The sequence below is a fragment of the Streptomyces sp. NBC_00237 genome (assembly GCF_026342435.1).
Classification (GTDB): domain Bacteria; phylum Actinomycetota; class Actinomycetes; order Streptomycetales; family Streptomycetaceae; genus Streptomyces.
On record NZ_JAPEMT010000001.1, the window covers coordinates 2015337 to 2033238 of the forward strand.

Here is a 17902-nt window from a genome sequence, read left to right on the forward strand (position 1 = left end):
AGTTCACAACTACCGGTCAACTCGTGAAGCTGTAGGGTGCCCGGCATTCATACCGGGCACCCTGCGGTCGGTCATTATGTCCATGGAAGGAACACTCGTGCGTTTCAAAATCACGGTTTCGCGCCAAGAATGGTCGTCTCCGGCAGGTGAGCTCAAAGAGTACGCAACGGCGGAGACCCCGCACGGTGTAGCACGGCTCGAAAGGAAACGTGCCACGGTCGCCGGTCGTGGCTATCTACAAGCTGGCATGGAAGAGTGGAGGATCAGCATTGCGGAATCTGCTCGTTTGACCATTCATGATCTAGGCGTTCCTGGTTTCGCGTCACGCAATTTCGCAAAGAATGGACTTTCGGGAGAACTGGACGGGAAGCCTGTCTCTGTTGAGGTGAGGTCCTCGGTCTTCCGGTCGAAGAGATGTGTTTGCGTCAAGTCCGCAGAAAGTGTATTCGTGTTTTCGCCGTATCGAATGGGAGTTAAGCTCTCGGTTCACGGAACGCCGGTTGAGTTCATTCGTGATGCTGGGGGGGAGTGGGAATCTGGGCCCATCCCTGCTGAGGCTATTCTCATCATCTGCCTTTTCGAGTGGGCCATGTTGGACTTCTTTCTGGGCACCCCTGTGATGAGATCGCTGTGATCATCGATAGTTCCACGAGCCAGTGGCTTCAAATCGGTAATATTGGATCCTGAAGGACGGCCCATGTTTTGGAAGAGAGAAAAATCCGCCTGGAGAGTGGTGGCCATCGGTGGTGCAGCCGTTCTGGCGTCCGTTGTGTTGGCCGGATGCAAGGATGGAAAATTCAACCTGAGTTCCCAGTCGGCCGATTCTGTATCTCACGCTGAGAGGGGAGTTCCGCAGTCGCATTCCGGGGACGGCACCCCAGGAATACAACTCGTGGACGACGCGAGGAATGTGGACGGGGGGCGGCCAGTGAGGGTCAGTGTGTTGGCCAACGACACCTTCACTCTCCGCGGTTCCGCCAGCAAGCCCGTCCTCGGCACTCTGGGCAAAAGCGACTACGTTCTGACGCTTAACAGCGAGCCGCGTCATGGATCTGTAGTGATCAATGGAAATTACATAACCTATACACCGTCTCCTGCCTATGTAGGTGAGGACGAATTCACCTACAAGGTGGCGATCGAGCAGATGCAGGGAGAGCCTGTTGGGAATCCTCATCTGGAGAGCACTGCCGTAGTACGCATCACTATGAACACTCCTGCAGTCGACGACAAGCCAGAGCAGCCGTAGTCCGTCATGTGCTCTCGGTGGTCGAGGCGCCGACCGGGCGGCTGTGATCACGGGCCGGGCGTCCGCGTCGATGACGACCTGCACCTTTGCCGAGAAGTCGTGGTCGCGGCTGGATGCGCCCCCATGGCGGTCGTGGTCCGGGACCAGAGTGCAGCGAGTACCCGCAGCAGTTCCTGAAGCAGGCGCCGTCGGATCCGCTCCGGGCGATTGATGACCTGTCAATCCCTGAGGTCGGCCGGATGCCGGTCGCAGTGGCGCCGCGGTACTGGGGCGCGCTGGGTCGGCGGGCCAACTGCCAGGTGGCGGCCAGTACGAACTCGCCGACTGGGGCCCGCCCCCGCCAGTGGTCGTCACCGATGCCGCTTACGGCACCAACGCACCGCTCCGCACCACGCCCCCCACACGGCACCTGCGCCACGTGCCGACGATCCGCGCCGAAGCGGCGGTCCACGCCTTCGGCACTCAGCACTCAGCCCTTTGGGCCGCCCACTTGACGGCTTGAGGTCCTGGCGTTCAGTAGAGGCCGGTTGCAGGAGGCGGATGCCTCGGGCCCTTCCTCGTTCCGCACGGGAACGGGGGTTCTACGCCTGGCCGGTCTCGAAGTGGGTGATCTTTGCGGTGTCCGTGGCGAAGCGCCACGCCGTCCGCATGGTTCCCCAGGTGTCGTTCCGGTAGTCGACGACGAGGGCGAGGCCGTCGTCCGACTCCGACGTGACGTCCATGTGCCCGCCCGAGGAGAAGATCTCCCGCTCGGTCCAGTCCCGGACGTCGCGGCTGGTTCCGTCGTCGGACATCGTCGCGCCGGGGGCGAGCAGCGCGTCGAAGGCGGCCCGGTCGCCCGCGTTCACGGCGGTGACGAACGCCCGCACGGTGGGGTCGCTGAGCTGGTCGACGGGTACGGGCATGGCACGGTCTCCTCGCTGCGGTCCGGGCGGAATCCCGGGTCTTCCACCCTGCACCGGCCGTGCCCCGCCCGCATGTGGAGCGGGAGGGAGGGGGGGGCTAGCCCCGGCCCACGTACGGCATGTTCGTGGCCATGACCGTCGCGAACTGGACGTTTGCGGCGAGGGGGAGGTCGGCCATGTGGCGGACCGTGCGGGCCACGTCGGCGACGTCCATGACCGGTTCCACGGCCAGTTCGCCGTTGGCCTGGAGGATGCCCGTCTGCATGCGGGCGGTCATGTCGGTGGCCGCGTTGCCGATGTCGATCTGGCTCACCGCGATGCCGTACGGACGGCCGTCCAGGGCGAGGGACTTGGTCAGGCCCGTCATCGCGTGCTTGGTGGTCGTGTACGCGACCGAGTGCGGGCGAGGGGCGTGGGCGGAGATCGAGCCGTTGTTGATGATGCGGCCGCCCTGCGGGGACTGGGACTTCATCCGGCGGTAGGCGGCCTGGGCGCAGAGGAAGGCGCCCGTGACGTTCACGTTGAGGACCGACTGCCAGTCGGAGAGGGAGAGTTCCTCGGTGGGGGTGTTGCCGGGGCCGAAGGTTCCCGCGTTGTTGAAGAGCAGGTCCAGGCGGCCGTAGTGGTCCTGGACCGTGGCGAAGAGGGCCGTGACGGAGGTGGGGTCCGAGACGTCCGTGGGGACGGGGAGGGCGTCGCCGCCCGCCGCCTGCGCCAGTTCCGCCGTTTCCGCGAGGGGGTCCGCGCGGCGGCCCGCGAGGGCGACCGCCCAGCCGGAAGCGGCCAGTTCCCGCGCCACCGCCCGGCCGATGCCCGAACCTGCTCCTGTCACCAGCGCGATCTTCTGAGTGCTCATGGGCAGGGAGGGTAGTCACCCGCGCCCCACAGGAACTCATCTGTCCGTCATGTGGTGGACGTGTACGCGACAAGAGGGGGCTGCGCTGGGGCGTTGAAGTGACTCTCATGACGATTCGTGAGAGTGCGCATGCGCCTGAACTCCGTTCCGCCGCCCGTCAGTTGATGAGCGGGCGGCGGCGCTTCCTGACCGTCGCCGGTGCCGCCGCGACCCTGGCCTTCGCCACCAACCTGCCGGGACAGGCGCAGGCCGCCCCCGCCGGGGACTTCGACGCCCGCAGGATCGGCGAGGACCCCTTCACGCTGGGCGTGGCCTCCGGCGACCCTTCCCCAAGCTCTCAACTCCGTTCGAGCAGGGCAGACCCCACTGCCGGGTCCGTGCTGTTGTGGACGCGGCTGGCTCCCAGACCGTACGAGAGCGACAGCGGTCTGCCGAAGCAGCGGGTGCGGGTGGAGTGGGAGGTCGCGGGCGACGAGCGGTTCCGGAGGGTGGTGCGGCGGGGGAGCGTCGTCGCCCACCCGGAGTTCCACCACAGCGTGCACGTCGAGGTGGACGGGCTGGGGGAGGGGCGGGTCTTCTACTACCGGTTCCGGGCGGGGAAGTGGATCAGCCCGGTGGGGCGCACCAGGACCGCGCCCGGCCGTGGGGCGCGGGTGGCGGCACTGCGGATGGGGGTCGTGTCCTGCCAGGCGTACCACGACGGGTACTTCACGGCGTACCGGCATCTGGCGGGGGAGGACGTCGACGTCGTCCTCCACCTCGGGGACTACCTGTACGAGTACGCGGTGAACGCGGTCGGCGGCGAGCGGAAGTACACCGACCGGCGGCTGCCCGCGCACTTCAACCGGGAGACGGTCACGCTGGAGGACTACCGGCTGCGGTACGCCCTCTACAAGAGCGACGCGGACCTGCGGGCCGCGCACGCGGCGCACCCGTTCGTGGTGACGTGGGACGACCACGAGACGGAGAACAACTACGCGGGCGGGACGCCGGAGAACGACGTTCCGCCGGAGGAGTTCCTGCTGCGGCGGGCGGCCGCGTACCGCGCGTACTGGGAGAACCAGCCGCTGCGCGCCCCGCAGCGGCCCACCGGACCCGACATGCGGCTCTACCGGCGGCTGCGGTTCGGGCGGCTCGCGCAGTTCGACATCCTCGACACGCGTCAGTACCGGTCCGACCAGGCGTACGGCGACGGGTGGCAGAGCCCCGGGCCGGAGTCCGAGGACCCGAAGCGGACCATGACCGGGGCCGCGCAGGAGCGGTGGCTGATCGACGGGTGGCGGAACCCGGGCGGGCCGAAGCCGGTGTGGAACGTGGTTCCGCAGCAGGTCACCTTCGCCGAGAGGAGGAACCGGGCCACACCAGATTTCAAGCTGAGCATGGACTCGTGGGACGGGTATCCGGCGTCCCGGGAGCGGGTGCTCGCCGGGGCGGAGTCGGCGGGGGTGCGGAATCTGCTGGTCCTGACCGGGGACGTGCACGTGTCGTACGGGCTCGACATCAAGAAGGACTTCCGCGACCCGGCGTCGAGGACCCTCGGCACCGAGATCGTCACCACGTCCATAGCGAGCGGCAAGGACGGCACCGACAGGCCCGCCGACTGGGAGCGCATGACCGGCGCGAACCCGCACATGAAGCACTACAACGGGCGGCGCGGGTACGCCCTCGTCAGCCTGACGGAGCAGGAGGCGCGGGCCGACTTCCGGACGGTGGCGGCGGTGACGACGCCCGGGGCGCCGGTGACGACGGTGGCGTCGCTGGTGACGGAGGCGGGGAACCCGGGGCTCAAGCCCGTATAGGGCTCGCTCGGGGAGGGCCCGCTCAGGGCTCGTCCGGGTAGCGGACGCCGATCCGGTCGCGTACGGCGTCGAGCGTCCGCATCACCGCCAGACTGCCGTCGAGCGGGACGAGCGGTGACTCCTTCTCGCCCGCGCGCAGGCAGCGCATCACCTCCGCCGCCTCGTGGCGCAGGCTGTCGTGCGGGGCGTCCGGGGCGGCGACGACCTCTTGGGGGGCGTGGCCGTTGCGGTGGAGGGTGAAGCGCTCCGGATAGAAGAAGCCGTACGGGACGTCGATGCGGCCCTTCGTGCCGGTGACGGACGCGGTGACCGGGGTTCCGGCCGTCACCGAGCAGGTCAGGGTGGCGAGCGCGCCCCGGTCGGGCCAGCCCAGGAGCATGCCGGTGTTCAGGTCGACGCCCTCCTGGGAGAGCAGGGCGGTGGCCTGTACGATGCCGGGCTCGCCCAGCAGGAGATGGGCGAAGGACACCGGGTAGACGCCCAGGTCGAGGAGCGCGCCGCCGCCCTGGGCCGGGTCGCGCAGACGGTGGGCGGCGGCGAAGGGGCCCTGGAGGCCGAAGTCCGCGTGGATCGTGCGGACCTCGCCGATCGCGCCGTCGTGGACGAGGGCGGCCAGCCGCCGGATCAGCGGGTTGCAGTACATCCACATCGCTTCCATGAGGAAGCTGTCGTGGGTGCGGGCGAGGGCGATCAGCTCGGCCGCTTCGGCGGCGTTGAGAGTGAAGGACTTCTCGCAGAGGACCGCCCGGCCCGCCTGGAGACACAGTCCGGCCGCGGCGCGGTGGGCGGAGTGGGGAGCGGCCACGTAGACGACGTCGAGGGAGTCGTCGGCGGCCATGTCCGCCCAACTGCCGTACGCCTGCGGGATGTCGAAGCGGTCGGCGAAGAGTTTCGCGCGGTCGGTGCTGCGGGAGGCGACCGCGGCCACCTCCGCGTCCGGCATCTTCTTCAGTTCGGCGGTGAACGCCGAAGCGATGCCGCCGGTGGCGAGGATTCCCCAGCGTAGGGGTGCGTCCGTCGTGGCCATGCGTTCCGCCCCTCTTTCGTCGCGGCTTCCCACCTGCGACGAGAGCTTGTTCCGAGCACTCCGGACGAGCTGAGAGCATAGGTCGGTATTCAACGAAATGGGAGAGACGATGCCGGACAGCGGCTCCAAGGCGGCGGAAGCAACGGGACAGGAACACATACCCTCGGCGGGCGCTGAGGTCACGGCGGCGGTCGAGTCGGCCACTGCCGCGACGGCGGGGGCTGTTGGTCCTGCCGGTGTTTCCGCGCCTGCCGGTGTTTCCGTGCCCGCCGTTTCCGCGTCCGCCGCTCCCGTCGCTGAGGCTGCTTCCGCCGGTGTGCGGCGGACGAGTCTGCTGGTCACCCTCGTCCTCGGCGGGCTCACCGCGCTGCCGCCGCTGTCCATGGACATGTACCTCCCGGCCCTGCCGGAGGTCACCGACGCACTGAAGTCGCCCGCCGCGACCGTGCAACTCACCCTCACCGCGTGCCTCGCGGGCATGGCGCTCGGGCAGCTCGTCGTCGGACCGCTCAGCGACAAGCTGGGGCGGCGGCGTCCGCTGCTCGTCGGCATGATCATCTACATCCTCGCCACCGCCATGTGCGCGATCGCGCCGAACGTGGAACTGCTCATCGCCTTCCGGCTGCTCCAGGGGCTCGCCGGCGCGGCGGGCATCGTCATCGCGCGGGCGGTGGTGCGGGACCTGTACGACGGCGTCGAGATGGCGAAGTTCTTCGCGACGCTGATGCTGATCTCCGGAGTCGCTCCGGTGATCGCGCCCGTGATCGGCGGGCAGGTGCTGCGGATCACTGACTGGCGGGGCGTCTTCTACGTGCTGACCGTGGTCGGCGTGCTGCTGACGCTCGTCGTGTGGAAGTGGCTGCACGAGACGCTGCCGCAGGAGCGCAGGCAGACCGGTGGGGTGGGTGCGGCGCTGCGGACCATGAAGGGGCTGCTGGCGGACCGGGTCTTCACCGGGTACATGCTGACGGGCGGGCTCGCTTTCGCGGTGCTGTTCGCCTACATCTCCGCTTCTCCCTTTGTGGTGCAGGAGATCTACGGGGCTTCGCCGCAGACGTTCAGCCTGCTGTTCGGCGTCAACTCGGTGGGGCTGACCATCGTGGGGCAGATCAACGGGAAGCTCCTGGTGGGGCGGGTCCGGCTCGACAAGGTGCTCGGGATCGGGCTGGCGGTCATGACGCTCGCGTCCGTGGCGCTGCTGCTGATGACGTCGGGCGTGTTCGGGAAGGTCGGGCTGTGGCCGGTCGCGGCCGGGCTCTTCGTACTGATGTCGGCGATGGGGCTCATCATGCCGAGTACGAACACGCAGGCGCTGATGCGGACGCCGCACGCGGCGGGGTCGGCCTCGGCGCTGCTCGGTACGTCGTCGTTCCTGATCGGGGCGGTGGCTTCGCCGCTGGTGGGGATCGCGGGGGAGGCCACGGCGGTGCCGATGGCGGTCGTGCAGCTGGCGTGCTCGCTGTTGGCGGTGGGGCTCTTCCTCGGCCTGTGCAGGCCGTGGCGGCGGGGCTCGGAGGTGTAACCCCGTTTGGTACGGGGTGGGGTGGGGCGGCACCCCGGGGTGCCGCCCCGCCCCCGGACCCCGTGCCTCACATGCCGACGAGGCTGAAGCGCCTCACCCCCCGGAAGGGTCCGAGCGCAGCCTCCGGAGGAGTTCGACGGCCTCGGCGCTCGACGGGTCGAAGGGGTAGATCCCCTCCTGTTTGTGCGGGACCGACGGCCCCCACACCCTCGCCGCATGGCAGTCGTACGAGAACGCGATCTCGAAGAGCAGCCCCTTGGGGCCGTGGGCGCGCAACCCCCACCCGGGGAGGAACGTCTGGCCCGGCTGGCTGCCCGGCAGGGCCTTGATCAGGGCGAAGGCTTCCTGGGCCTCGGCGGCCTCCCAGAGGGCCGTCTCCTCGCCCGCCATCGTCTTCGGCAGCGGATCGTTCGCGTCCGGGGTGATCCGGACGATCTCGACCAGCTCGGTCTGCTCGTGTGCGCTCGGCAGCAACATCCGCTCAGAGTGGAGGAGTTGAGGGCTGAGCGCCAGGGTTTGGGCGGGGAGGCCGCTCGTACGGGTTCAACCAGTACGGGTTCAGCGGTGGAGGTAGCCGATCAACTGGGGGCGGTCCTGGCGGTCCGTGGTGCGGAACAGGCCGATGTTGGCCACCTCCGCCTCCGGGAGGACCGCGGTGTCCGGGAGGGCGGCGGGGGCCGCCGTGGCGAGGGGGACCTCGACGGGGGTGCCGGAGGCGGAGGTGGTGGAGGTCGTGCCGTAGGCGATGCCCTCGTTCGTCACCGAGGTGAGGGTGACGGGTTTGACGCCCTCGCGTTCCTCGAAGCAGTGGCCCGTCGTGGCGCCCTGGGGGACGGGGGTGCGCAGGTCGAAGGCGAGGTTGCCCGCGACGAGGTAGTCCCCGGAGGGGGAGGTGACGGCCCGGGGGTACGCACCGGGTTCTATGGCCGGTTTGCGGCAGGCGGCCGTCGCGAGGACCTTGCCCGTCGCCGCGTCGTGGACCGCCCAGAGGTCCGAGCCGTCCGGCTTCTTCGGCTGCCACTTCGCGAGGACGTGGCCGGAGGGGGTGAGGGAGGTGGGGACGCCCGAGGCGGGGGCCGTGCCGCGCGGGGCGAACGCCGCGCTGTGCCAGGCGCCGCGCACCCAGAACTCCGTACGGCCGCTGACCAGGAGGCCCTTCGGGGTCAGGCCGCGGACCTCCGTCTTGCTGCGGCAGTTCGCGCAGCCCTTGGGGTAGCCGAGGTCCTTCGGGGCGACGGGCGTGGCGCGGCCGGTCAGCGGGTCGACGGTGGCGGAGGTGGCCGCGCCGTCGGTGACGAGGATGTCGGGTCCGGTGGCGGAGACCACGGGGACGCCCGCCCAGGGGAGGTCGACGTGGCGCTGCATGCCGTCCTTCACGTCGTAGATGTCCAGGGAGACGACCGAGTCGCCGGTCGAGAGGGCGTCGGGGCCGCTGACCTTGCCGTACGACCACGTGATGAAGAAGCGGTGGTCGCCGTCCTGGAGGGCGAGGAGGCGGGGGAAGTGGGCGGGGTCGGAGAGGGGGCGCCAGGGCCTGCCCGACCAGGTCCTCTTCCCGGTCCTGGCGTCGTGGGCGCGCAGGACGAAGCGGTCCGTGCCGGAACGTTCCACGTGGGCGATCAGGGCGGGCTCCTGGGAGACCGCGTACTCGGCGGAGCCGCCCGTGATCCGCCAGCCCCGCTTCGCGTCGTACGCGGTGGGGGTGGCGAGGCGGGGGAGCGTCGGCGTCGCCTCGGGACCCGGGGACGCGGAGGCCGTGCCCCCGGCCGGGCCGTCGCCCTTGCCCGCCCCGTCCTTGTTCTCGCCGTTCTCGCCGTTCTTGCCGCCGCCGCACATGGCCAGGACGAGGAGCAGGGCGAGCACCGCCCCTCCGGCCACCAGTGCGGTGCGTATGACTCGCTGCCCCATCCCGTACCCCCCGGCACCCGTCAGAAACGGTCAACGGTTGTCAGCGTATGCAACTGCCCCTGGATGCGCAGCAGTTCCCTCACGTCCCTCCACGCCCCTTTTTGCCCCCTACACTTTTCCGGTGAACGACACCCTCTCCCTCCCGGATGTTCTGCGTGCCGCCCTCGCGGGGGTGCTCGACGGGCTGCCGCCCAAGCAGGCGACCCAGGCCGTCGACCGGCTGATCTCCAACTACCGGGGGACCACCCCGACCGACGCCCCCGTGCTGCGGGACCGCTCCGACGTCGCCGCGTACGCCGCGTACCGGATGCCCGCCACCTTCGAGGCCGTACGGTCCGCGCTCGGCGCGCTGCGGGAGGCCGCGCCGGGATGGGCGCCGGGCACGCACGTGGATGTGGGGGGCGGGACGGGGGCTGCCAGCTGGGCGGTCAGCGAGGCGTGGGGGGAGCAGCGGAGCACCGTCGTGGACTGGGCGGAGCCCGCGCTGGCGCTGGGGCGGGAGCTGGCGGAGGCGTCCGGGGTGGCCGCGCTGAAGGGCGTGGTGTGGCAGCGCTCTCGTATCGGAGCGGCGCTCACGATCGAGAGCAGTGATCTCGTCACGGTCTCGTACGTGCTGAAGGAGCTGACGGAGGCGGACCGGGACGTCCTGGTCGACCAGGTGGCTCGGGCCGCGCGGGGGGCCGTCGTCCTCGTCGAGCCCGGCACCCCGGACGGGTACCGGCGCATCCTCGCGGCGCGGGAGCGGCTGATCGGGGCCGGGCTGCGGATCGCCGCCCCGTGCCCCGACAGCGGTGCCTGCCCGATCGGGGCCGACTCCACGAACTGGTGCCACTTCTCGGCACGCGTCAGCCGCTCCTCGCTGCACCGGAAGGTGAAGGGGGGCTCGCTGGCGTACGAGGACGAGAAGTTCGCGTACGTGGTGGCGGTGCGGCCGGACGTGGTGGACGCGGTGCCGGTCGAGGCGCGGATCGTACGGAAGCCGCAGCTCCGCAAGGGGCTCGTGATGCTGGAGCTGTGCCGGGGGGACGAAAGTGCGGGCGAGGGCGGGCCGCTCGTGCTGGCCGGGGAGAACGTGTCGAAGAAGCGGCACGGGGAGCTGTACCGGGCGGCGCGGGACGCCGACTGGGGCGACGCGTGGCCGCCCCCGTCGGGCTCCGGACAGCGTTAGGGCCTGAGTTCCTGGGTGCAGCACTTCACGCTGCCGCCGCCCTTGAGGAGTTCGCCGAGGTCCATGCCCAGGGGCTCGAAGCCGCGCGAGCGGAGCGGCTCGAACAGGCCCTGCGCGGCTTGCGGGAGGAGGACGTGGCGGCCGTCGCTCACGGCGTTGAGGCCGAGGGCCGCGGCGTCGGGTTCTTCCGCGATCAGCGCGTCGGGGAACAGCCGGGCCAGGACGGCCCGGCTGCCGGGGGAGAAGGCACCGGGGTAGTACATGACCTCGTCGGTGCGGTCGTCGAGGACGGCGAGTGCCGTGTCGAGGTGGTAGTAGCGGGGGTCGACCAGGTCCAGGCCGACGACCGGGCGGCCGAAGAACTCCTGCGCCTCGTCGTGGGCGGCGGAGGTGGAACGGAAGCCGCGCCCCGCGAGGATCCAGGACGACGTGACGGCGAAGTCGCCCTCGCCCTCGTTGACGTGGTCGGGGGTGTGGATCTCCGGGAAACCGTGGGCCTGGAACCACTCGCGGTGGGCCTCGGCTTCGAGGGAGCGTTCGGCGTAGGCGAAGCGGGCACCGAGGACGCGGCCGTCGACCACGGTCGCGCCGTTGGCGGCGAAGACCATGTCGGGGAGGCCGGGGTGCGGGGTGAGGAGCTCCACGGTGTGGCCGAGGGAGAGGTAGCGGTCGCGGAGGTCCTCCCACTGGGCGAGGGCCAGGGGGAGTTCGACGGGCTTGGCGGGGTCCATCCAGGGGTTGATGGAGTACGTGACCCTGAAGTGCTCCGGGGGGCACATCAGGTAGCGGCGGGGCGCTGCGTCACGGGTGCGTGGGGTCAATGAGGGCTCCTTACGGAGGAGTGGTGGTGTCCTGGTGCCCATGGTGGGGGCTGGTGGGTCCCTTCCGCTGTGCACCGAAAGGGTGGTTCACGGGGGGTGGGGTGGGGGCATTGCTCCCGGGGCGTCGGTGGGGTGGGGTTCTGTGTGCGGGTGGGGCGGTGGCCGGGGTTCAGGCCGCCTTCGGCGGAGATCTCCCCTCTCCGCCCCTTCCCGCCGTGCTGGAATTGCGGCTGCCGCCGCGTGGCGCTGGCTTGGGTTTGCTGCTGGCTGCGGTTCAGGCCGCCTTCGGCGGAGATCTCCCCCATCCGCCCCTTCCCTAAAGCGCTGGCCGCGCGGCTGTCTTGTTTATGTGCGGGTGGGGCGTGGCTGGTCGCGCAGTTCCCCGCGCCCCTCAGCGACCCCGGTGGTGTAGAGACGGTTCGTATCGTCTCGTGGGGCGGTAGGTTGGGGGGATGGCAGACATCAAGAGTCCCGATTCCTCGCGGCGCAGTGAGCGGTCACGGCGGGCGATCTTCGACGCGGCCCTCGGGCTCGTCGGCGAGGCCGGGTACCAGAAGACCACCATCGAAGGCATCGCCGCCCGCGCCGGGGTCGGCAAACAGACCATCTACCGGTGGTGGCCCTCCAAGGCCGCCGTCCTCCTCGACGCCTACGCGGACCTCGCCGACCAGGCCGCCGAGGCCGTCGGCGAGGTCGGGGCCGCCCTTCCCGACTCCGGCGACCTCGCGGCCGACCTCCGCTTCGTCCTGCGCGCGACCGTGGACGAACTCGTCGACCCCACGTACGACATCCCCACCCGCGCCCTCACCGCGGAGGGGGTGGTGGACGCCGCGTTGTGCGCCCAGTACGTGGAGAGGTTGTTGAGGCCCTCGTTGCAGCTGTACGTCGACCGGCTGGCGGCCTCCCGCGAACGCGGGGACGTGCGGGCCGACCTGGACCTGGAGACGGCCGTGGAGATGTTCACCGGCCCGCTGTCGAGCCGCTGGCTCCTGCGCACCGGACCCCTCACCCACGCGTACGCCGACCGCCTCGTCGACTACGCCCTGAACGGACTCGCACCCCGCTGAGGCACTGCCGTGAAGCACCCTGAATCCCCGCCGAAGACCCGCCGAAGACCCGCCGAAGCCCCGCCGGAACCCGACGGAGCACCCGTCCCGGCGACCCCGGATACGGACACCGGCCACCGGGGGCGCAGGATGGTGCGAGCATGGTGGGGTCCCCAGAGGGCCGAGGTGTGAGGGTGAGGAGCCAGATGGGCGCGGAGTTCGGCCGCAACAGCGGTGCGGGAACGGGAGCCGGAGCGGGTCCGGGCGCGAAACCGGGTGCGCGCATCGCCCAGTGGCTGCGCCGCCGCGCCCAGGGCAGGTCGGCCGGGGCTCCGGACGCCGCCACCGGGCGCCTCGCCCTGTTGCGCGGTGCCGCGGGGGCGGGACTGCCGCTCGCCCCGGCCGCGTATCCGAACGGGTACCGGTGTTCCTGTGAGCGCGTCGGCTGTCCGACGCCCGCCCGGCACCCGGTGTCCTTCGCCTGGCAGACCCAGTCGACCACCGACCGCGCCCAGGTCGAGCGCTGGGCCACCGCCGACCCGCAGGCCAACTTCATCACCGCGACCGGCATGGTCCACGACGTGCTCGACGTGCCGCTGGACGCGGGCGTCGAGGCGCTGGAGCGGCTGATCGACGCCGGTATCGAGGTCGGCCCGGTCGCCGTGTTCGGGGAGGGCGGCAGCGACGCCGACGCCCGCATGCTGTTCTTCACCGCGACCCGGGGCACCCCCGAGGACGAGGACGAGTGGTGGCCGTGCGAGCTGGACTGCCACCCCGAGACCATGGACGAGCACCCGGGGCTGCGCTGGCACTGCCGTGGCAGCTACGTCCTCGTACCGCCCGCGAGGCTGCCCGGTGGGCTCGACGTGCACTGGGTGCGCGGACTTGAGTACGGGCTGCCCGACCCGCTGACCCTCCTGGAGACCCTCACCGACGCCTGCGCCCGGTACGCGGCCGCCGCCGGGGAAGCGGGCGCGGACACCGACCCGCACGCGGTGGCCTGGCCGATCGGGCGCTGACCGGCAGCACGCGGGGGTTCTGCGATCAGCACGCGGGGGTTCCGCGATCCCGGGGGCCACGACCCGGGGGGTTACGACCCCGTCGCCGCCACCAGCCCCTGCACCCGCGACTCCAGCCGCACCGTCCCCGCGCCCTTCTTCGGCACGAGGGCCGCCTGGCTGGAGACCCGCTCCTTCATCAGGGTGGTCTTCGGGGTGCCCGTCATCAGCGCCCGTACGTCCGCGTTGAGGTCGAGCAGCGGCACGCCCCGCGCGGCCGTCTGCTTCTCGAAGTGACGGGACGCGAAGAAGACGAACGCCCCGCCGTCCTTCGTCGCCAGCCCCACCGGGGCGTACGCGCCCGTGTTCAGTTCCTGGTCGAGGTACTGCATCGACCGGCCGACCCGCTTCGAGGCCCGCGTCCGCGAGGCCAGCCACAGCGTCGTGTCCCGGCCGGGTGCGAAGACCGCGGGCTTCCCCCGGTTCTGGAGGTACGCGGCGTAGTCGGCGCTCAGTTCCTCCGGGGGCACCGCGAGGGACGGATCGCCCGGGGCGACGGCCTGCGCGTGGCCCTCCCCGTCCAGAGCGAACGCGGGGAGCTCGTCGGGGCGCAGCGTCAACAGGTGGGACGCTTCCCAGAGTTGGTCCGCGCCGCCGCGCACGAACACCAGCAGCCAGCGGGAGTCGGCGCTGCCGTCCCCGCCGTCGGTGTCGCGGTTGCTGTCGGCGTCCACCGCGAACCAGCGCGGCCAGCCCGCCTTCTTCGGGATCAGGAAGCGGGAGTCGTGGAGCTCCAGCGGGCGGTGGCCGGGGTTGCCGCCGGGGCTCTGCGTGCGGCGGGCCTTCAGCCCGGCCTGGTTGATCGCGCCGAGCGCGCCCGTGACCCGGCCCGCCGCGAGAGCCGGGTCGTACGCCTTGTCCGCCTTGTTGTAGGCGTCCGTGAAGTCCCGCAGAGCGCGGGCGGCTTCAGCCTTCGTCGCCGTCGGTACGATCTCCAGCTCGCCGTGCACCGTCACGCACCCGCTCGCCGTCAGCGCCAGGACCGTCGCCGCCGCGAGAGCCGCCGCCGACCGCCGAACTCTGCGCGTGCGCGTTCCCATGAGCAGTCCCTGTCGTCCCGGCCGTCACCGACGACCGGAACCCTACCGGGGCGAAGAAGAGCACGAGCATCGGGACCAGATACAGCGCCCACACCGTGACCTGGAGGACGGTCGGGTCGGGCTGGAAGTTGAGGACGCCCTTGAGGAGGGTTCCGTACCAACTGTCCGGCGGGATCTGCTCGCTGACGTCGAACGCCTTGTCCGACAGACCGCCGAGGAAGCGGGCCTCCTGGAGGTCGTGCACGCCGTACGCGAGCACGCCCGCCGCGACGACCAGCAGCATCGCGCCGGTCCAGGTGAAGAACTTCGCCAGGTTGATGCGCACCGCGCCCTTGTAGAACAGCCAGCCCAGCACCACCGCCGTCGCCAGGCCCAGCGTCACGCCGATCACCGGGCCGTTGGTGCCGTCGCCCAGTGCCCGTACCGACGACCACACGAACAGCGCGGTCTCCAGACCCTCGCGGCCCACCGCCAGAAAAGCGGTCGCCACCAGCGCGAACGTGCCCATCTGGAGGGCCGCGTCCAGCTTGCCGGTCAGCTCGGCCTTCAGGTGCCGGGCGGTGCGCCGCATCCAGAACACCATCCACGACACCAGGCCCACCGCGACGATCGACAGCGAACCGCCGAGCGCCTCCTTCGTCTCGAAGGTCAGATCCCGCGACCCGTAGGTGAGCGCCGCGCCGAAGCCCAGCGCGAGCAGCACCGCCACCCCGATGCCGATCCACACGGGTTTCAGGGCGTCCCTGCGGTCGGTCTTGACCAGGTACGCGACCAGGATGCAGACGATCAGGCTGGCTTCGAGGCCCTCACGCAGGCCGGTCAGGTAGTTCGCGAACACGCCGGTTCCCGTCCTTTCAGGGTTACGAGAACAGCGCCCGGCCCCACCAGTCGTCCGCGTCGCGGACGCCCGGCGGGACGGCGAAGTGCGCCGAACCCACGTGCTGGATGTATTCGTTGAGCGCGTCGGAGCGCCCCAGACTGCGTTGTACGGGGATGAACGCGTCGCGGGCGTCGCGCTGGTAGGCCAGGAAGAACAGCCCGGCTTCGAGCCGCCCCAGCCCGTCCGTGCCGTCGGTGAACGAGTAGCCCCGGCGCAGCATCCTGGCGCCGGAGTTGGAGTCCGGGTGGGCGAGCCGCACGTGCGAGGTCGGCAGCATCGCCTTCAGCAGCGGCTCGTCGTGCTCCTTGGACTTGCCGACCGCCGCACCCTCGCCCTTGTCCCGGCCGAAGATGTCCTCCTGCTCGGTCAGCGAGGTGCGGTCCCAGGTCTCGATGTTCATCCGGATGCGGCGTGCGACGAGGTAGGAGCCGCCCGCCATCCACGCGGCCCCGTCCTTCTCCGACGCCCACACGTGCTTGTCGAGCGTGGCGGTGTCGGTCCCGCTGATGTTGCGGGTGCCGTCCTTGAAGCCGAAGAGGTTGCGGGGGGTCTGCGCGTCCGGCGTCGTCGAGGACGTCTTGCCGAAGCCCAGCTGCGACCAGCGCACGGCGACCTTCCCGAAGCCGATGCGGGCGAGGTTGCGGATGGCGTGCACGGCGACCTGCGGGTCGTCGGAGCACGCCTGGACGCACAGGTCGCCGCCGCTGCGCGCCGGATCGAGGTTGTCGCCGGGGAACTTGGGCAGGTCGACGAGGGCCGCCGGGCGCTTGCCCTTCAGCCCGAAGCGGCCGTCGAAGAGGGAGGGGCCGAAGCCGATCGTGAGCGTGAGGCGGGACGGCTTGAGGCCGAGCGCCTCACCCGTGTCGTCCGGCGGTGCCTCCGGCTGGCCGCCGTACGCACCGTCGCCGACCGCGTGCCCGGCGGTCAGCCGGGCGGCGGCCGCCGTCCAGTCCTTCAGCAGCTGGACCAGCTCCGCCCGGTCCTTCGTCGTCACGTCGAACGCGGCGAAGTGCAGCCGGTCGGGGACCGCCGTCGCGATCCCGGCCTGGTGCGGGCCGTGGAAGGGGACGGCCGCACCGCCGGACGCGGCGGGCTGCGCCGGGTCGTCGTCCTCGCCGCCGCCCAGCGCGACGGCCGCTCCGCCCGCCGCGACGGCACCGAGCGCGAGCCCTGCCCCGCCCCAGCCGATCACCGAACGGCGGGAGGGGGAAGGGGAGTTGGCTTCTTCGTCAGGCATGGGGCTGCCCTCCTTCTGCGTACTGCTCCGGGACTGCTGCATACTGCTCCGGGACTGCTGCGTGCTACTTCGTGACCGCTGCGGCGAGCTTCGACAGCGGCTCCGCGAGTGCGTTCACACCGTCCGAGAGCTCCTTGCGGTCGGCGTCGGAGACCTTGTCGTACGAGGTGAAGTCGTACGAGGACGTGTCGGGGCGGTGCTTGTCGAGCAGCTTGTTCAGCGCGGCGAACTGCCTGTCCAGGGTCACCGTCAGCTTCGGGTCGCTCTTCGAGGTGACCGGCTTGAGGAGCGTGTACGCCTTCTCCGCGCCCTCGACGTTCGCCTTGAAGTCGACGAGGTCGGTGTGGCTGTAGCGCTCCTCCTCACCGGTGACCTTGCCGGTGGCGACCTCGTCGAGGAGCTCCTTGGCGCCGTTGGCCATGGAGGAGGGGGTGATCTCGGCGGTGCCGACCTTGTTGACCCAGGTCTTCAGGTCCTTCATCAGGGTGTCGGCGAGCGTCTTCTCCTCGGCCCCGATCTTCTTGTCCTCCCACAGCGCCTTCTCCAGGCGGTGCCAGCCGGTCCACGGCTTGCCGGACTCCTCGACGCCGTCGGCGCGCAGGTCGACCATCGGGTCGATGTCGCCGAACGACTCGGCGACCGGCTCCGTGCGCTCCCAGCCGATGCGCGAGGGCGCGTACGCCTTCTTCGCGGCCTCAAGGTCGCCCGCCTTCACCGCGTCCGCGAACGTCTGCGCCTTCGGCAGGGTCTGCTCCGCCTGCTCGCGCACGTAGGTGCGGTACGCGGCGACCGCCGCGTCCTTCTCCGGGCTGCGCCTGGCGGCAGCGCCGCCGCCGGTCACGGTGACCTTCTGCCGGATGCCGTCGCCCTTCATGCCGGGCTTGCAGGCGATCTCGTACGAACCGGCCTTGATCTCGGCGGTGAGGTCGGCCTTGGTGCCGGGGCCGATGTTCTCGCGCTCGGTGACGATGCGGTCGTCGGGGAAGAGGATGTACACCTCGGTGACCTTGGAGCCCTTGTTCTCCACGGCCAGCTCGACCTTCCCGGCGGGGAACTCCTTCTTCGACACCTCGCAGGAGTCGTCCGTGGCGACGACCTGGATCGCGCCGCTGCCGCTGCCCTGGGTGCTGCTCTTCTCGGCGCAACCGGTCACGGCGGCGATCACGGTCGCGGCGGCGGCCGCGGAGAGGGCGGAGAGACGAAGGGGACGCATAAGAGGACTCCACACGGGGTGAAAGAGCTACGAGGCCCACAGGTCTGCTGAGGCTTACCTAAGTTAAGCGCCCCTTACCTCGGACATAACCACCCGGGAGGTGATTCAGCTCTCACTCCCGCCCCAGGAGAACGAGGCGGTCACAGGTGCCCCATGGCCGCCCCGTCGCCGGGTCA

The 17902-nt window shown here is 70.7% G+C and carries 18 protein-coding genes and 1 pseudogene; 8 read left to right on the forward strand and 11 right to left on the reverse strand.

The annotated features are described in order from the left end of the window. The first annotated feature begins 97 nt into the window (after window positions 1-97). Window positions 98-634: a hypothetical protein gene (locus OG897_RS08925; protein WP_266654544.1), complete on the forward strand. Its 537-nt coding sequence runs from the start codon at window positions 98-100 to the stop codon at window positions 632-634. A gap of 63 nt (window positions 635-697) precedes the next feature. Further along, window positions 698-1246: an Ig-like domain-containing protein gene (locus OG897_RS08930; RefSeq protein ID WP_266654546.1), complete on the forward strand. Its 549-nt coding sequence runs from the start codon at window positions 698-700 to the stop codon at window positions 1244-1246. Between the two features lie 33 nt (window positions 1247-1279). On the opposite strand, the pseudogene OG897_RS40995 reads toward OG897_RS08930, so the two are convergent. Then, window positions 1280-1396 (reverse strand): annotated as a pseudogene (locus OG897_RS40995) (IS5/IS1182 family transposase); the annotation flags it as partial. Window positions 1397-1589: 193 nt separating this feature from the next. Between OG897_RS40995 and OG897_RS08935 the strand changes: the two are divergent. Then, a complete protein-coding gene (locus OG897_RS08935; protein WP_266654549.1) occupies window positions 1590-1748 on the forward strand; it encodes a hypothetical protein in 159 nt (52 codons plus the stop codon). A 79-nt stretch (window positions 1749-1827) separates the two neighbouring features. Here the strand turns inward: OG897_RS08935 and OG897_RS08940 are convergent, their stop codons facing one another. Together OG897_RS08940 and OG897_RS08945 are read right to left on the reverse strand one after the other, a co-directional pair. Next, the gene (locus OG897_RS08940; protein ID WP_266654551.1) at window positions 1828-2151 is read right to left on the reverse strand and encodes a nuclear transport factor 2 family protein; all 324 of its coding nucleotides are present in this window, start codon (window positions 2149-2151) and stop codon (window positions 1828-1830) included. A gap of 97 nt (window positions 2152-2248) precedes the next feature. Further along, the gene (locus OG897_RS08945; RefSeq protein ID WP_266654553.1) at window positions 2249-3007 is read right to left on the reverse strand and encodes an SDR family oxidoreductase; all 759 of its coding nucleotides are present in this window, start codon (window positions 3005-3007) and stop codon (window positions 2249-2251) included. 107 nt (window positions 3008-3114) lie between these two features. On the opposite strand from OG897_RS08945, the gene OG897_RS08950 reads away from it, so the two are divergent. Beyond that, window positions 3115-4806, forward strand: a complete 1692-nt coding sequence (locus tag OG897_RS08950) for an alkaline phosphatase (protein ID WP_266654555.1) — start codon at window positions 3115-3117, stop codon at window positions 4804-4806. A 22-nt stretch (window positions 4807-4828) separates the two neighbouring features. Here the strand turns inward: OG897_RS08950 and OG897_RS08955 are convergent, their stop codons facing one another. Further along, window positions 4829-5833 carry a Gfo/Idh/MocA family protein gene (locus tag OG897_RS08955; RefSeq protein ID WP_266654557.1) on the reverse strand — a complete coding sequence of 335 codons (1005 nt, stop codon included), beginning with the start codon at window positions 5831-5833 and terminating at the stop codon, window positions 4829-4831. 109 nt (window positions 5834-5942) lie between these two features. On the opposite strand from OG897_RS08955, the gene OG897_RS08960 reads away from it, so the two are divergent. Further along, a complete protein-coding gene (locus OG897_RS08960; protein WP_266656686.1) occupies window positions 5943-7355 on the forward strand; it encodes a Bcr/CflA family multidrug efflux MFS transporter in 1413 nt (470 codons plus the stop codon). 93 nt (window positions 7356-7448) lie between these two features. Here OG897_RS08960 and OG897_RS08965 read toward each other — a convergent pair whose 3' ends face one another. Beyond that, entirely contained in the window at window positions 7449-7832 is a 384-nt protein-coding gene (locus tag OG897_RS08965; RefSeq protein WP_266654559.1) for a hypothetical protein, read from the reverse strand. Window positions 7833-7913: 81 nt separating this feature from the next. After that, on the reverse strand, window positions 7914-9263 hold the full coding sequence (locus OG897_RS08970; RefSeq protein ID WP_266654561.1) for a hypothetical protein: 1350 nt from the start codon (window positions 9261-9263) through the stop codon (window positions 7914-7916). Between the two features lie 121 nt (window positions 9264-9384). Between OG897_RS08970 and OG897_RS08975 the strand changes: the two genes are divergently transcribed. Beyond that, a complete protein-coding gene (locus tag OG897_RS08975) occupies window positions 9385-10431 on the forward strand; it encodes a small ribosomal subunit Rsm22 family protein (protein ID WP_266654563.1) in 1047 nt (348 codons plus the stop codon). Here the strand turns inward: OG897_RS08975 and ddaH are convergent. Further along, complete coding sequence (ddaH, locus tag OG897_RS08980; protein WP_353963748.1) at window positions 10428-11294, reverse strand: dimethylargininase; 867 nt, start codon at window positions 11292-11294, stop codon at window positions 10428-10430. The genes OG897_RS08975 and ddaH overlap by 4 nt on opposite strands. A gap of 410 nt (window positions 11295-11704) precedes the next feature. Between ddaH and OG897_RS08985 the strand changes: the two genes are divergently transcribed. Together OG897_RS08985 and OG897_RS08990 are read left to right on the forward strand one after the other, a co-directional pair. Further along, on the forward strand, window positions 11705-12319 hold the full coding sequence (locus OG897_RS08985; RefSeq protein ID WP_266654565.1) for a TetR/AcrR family transcriptional regulator: 615 nt from the start codon (window positions 11705-11707) through the stop codon (window positions 12317-12319). A gap of 185 nt (window positions 12320-12504) precedes the next feature. Then, window positions 12505-13317, forward strand: coding sequence for a bifunctional DNA primase/polymerase (locus tag OG897_RS08990; protein ID WP_266656688.1), 813 nt, complete (start codon window positions 12505-12507; stop codon window positions 13315-13317). A 71-nt stretch (window positions 13318-13388) separates the two neighbouring features. Here OG897_RS08990 and OG897_RS08995 read toward each other — a convergent pair whose 3' ends face one another. The 4 genes from OG897_RS08995 to efeO all read right to left on the reverse strand — a co-directional run bounded on the left by OG897_RS08995 (window position 13389) and on the right by efeO (window position 17726). After that, a complete protein-coding gene (locus tag OG897_RS08995; protein WP_266656690.1) occupies window positions 13389-14312 on the reverse strand; it encodes a hypothetical protein in 924 nt (307 codons plus the stop codon). Further along, window positions 14263-15234: an iron uptake transporter permease EfeU gene (gene efeU, locus OG897_RS09000; protein WP_266654567.1), complete on the reverse strand. Its 972-nt coding sequence runs from the start codon at window positions 15232-15234 to the stop codon at window positions 14263-14265. Before efeU ends, OG897_RS08995 begins: the two co-directional genes overlap by 50 nt. A gap of 22 nt (window positions 15235-15256) precedes the next feature. Continuing rightward, entirely contained in the window at window positions 15257-16513 is a 1257-nt protein-coding gene (gene efeB, locus OG897_RS09005) for an iron uptake transporter deferrochelatase/peroxidase subunit (RefSeq protein WP_266654569.1), read from the reverse strand. Window positions 16514-16577: 64 nt separating this feature from the next. Beyond that, window positions 16578-17726, reverse strand: coding sequence for an iron uptake system protein EfeO (gene efeO, locus OG897_RS09010; RefSeq protein ID WP_266654571.1), 1149 nt, complete (start codon window positions 17724-17726; stop codon window positions 16578-16580). Window positions 17727-17902 lie beyond the last annotated feature (176 nt).

What these genes read in the sequence shown, in the direction of transcription:
- OG897_RS08930 (WP_266654546.1), top strand. Translation starts at nt 698, where the DNA reads ATGTTTTGGAAGAGAGAAAAATCCGCCTGGAGAGTGGTGGCCATCGGT.
- OG897_RS08940 (WP_266654551.1), bottom strand. Translation starts at nt 2,151, where the DNA reads ATGCCCGTACCCGTCGACCAGCTCAGCGACCCCACCGTGCGGGCGTTC.
- OG897_RS08945 (WP_266654553.1), bottom strand. Translation starts at nt 3,007, where the DNA reads ATGAGCACTCAGAAGATCGCGCTGGTGACAGGAGCAGGTTCGGGCATC.
- OG897_RS08950 (WP_266654555.1), top strand. Translation starts at nt 3,115, where the DNA reads ATGACGATTCGTGAGAGTGCGCATGCGCCTGAACTCCGTTCCGCCGCC.
- OG897_RS08955 (WP_266654557.1), bottom strand. Translation starts at nt 5,833, where the DNA reads ATGGCCACGACGGACGCACCCCTACGCTGGGGAATCCTCGCCACCGGC.
- OG897_RS08960 (WP_266656686.1), top strand. Translation starts at nt 5,943, where the DNA reads ATGCCGGACAGCGGCTCCAAGGCGGCGGAAGCAACGGGACAGGAACAC.
- OG897_RS08965 (WP_266654559.1), bottom strand. Translation starts at nt 7,832, where the DNA reads ATGTTGCTGCCGAGCGCACACGAGCAGACCGAGCTGGTCGAGATCGTC.
- OG897_RS08970 (WP_266654561.1), bottom strand. Translation starts at nt 9,263, where the DNA reads ATGGGGCAGCGAGTCATACGCACCGCACTGGTGGCCGGAGGGGCGGTG.
- ddaH (WP_353963748.1), bottom strand. Translation starts at nt 11,294, where the DNA reads ATGGGCACCAGGACACCACCACTCCTCCGTAAGGAGCCCTCATTGACC.
- OG897_RS08985 (WP_266654565.1), top strand. Translation starts at nt 11,705, where the DNA reads ATGGCAGACATCAAGAGTCCCGATTCCTCGCGGCGCAGTGAGCGGTCA.
- OG897_RS08990 (WP_266656688.1), top strand. Translation starts at nt 12,505, where the DNA reads ATGGGCGCGGAGTTCGGCCGCAACAGCGGTGCGGGAACGGGAGCCGGA.
- efeB (WP_266654569.1), bottom strand. Translation starts at nt 16,513, where the DNA reads ATGCCTGACGAAGAAGCCAACTCCCCTTCCCCCTCCCGCCGTTCGGTG.
- efeO (WP_266654571.1), bottom strand. Translation starts at nt 17,726, where the DNA reads ATGCGTCCCCTTCGTCTCTCCGCCCTCTCCGCGGCCGCCGCCGCGACC.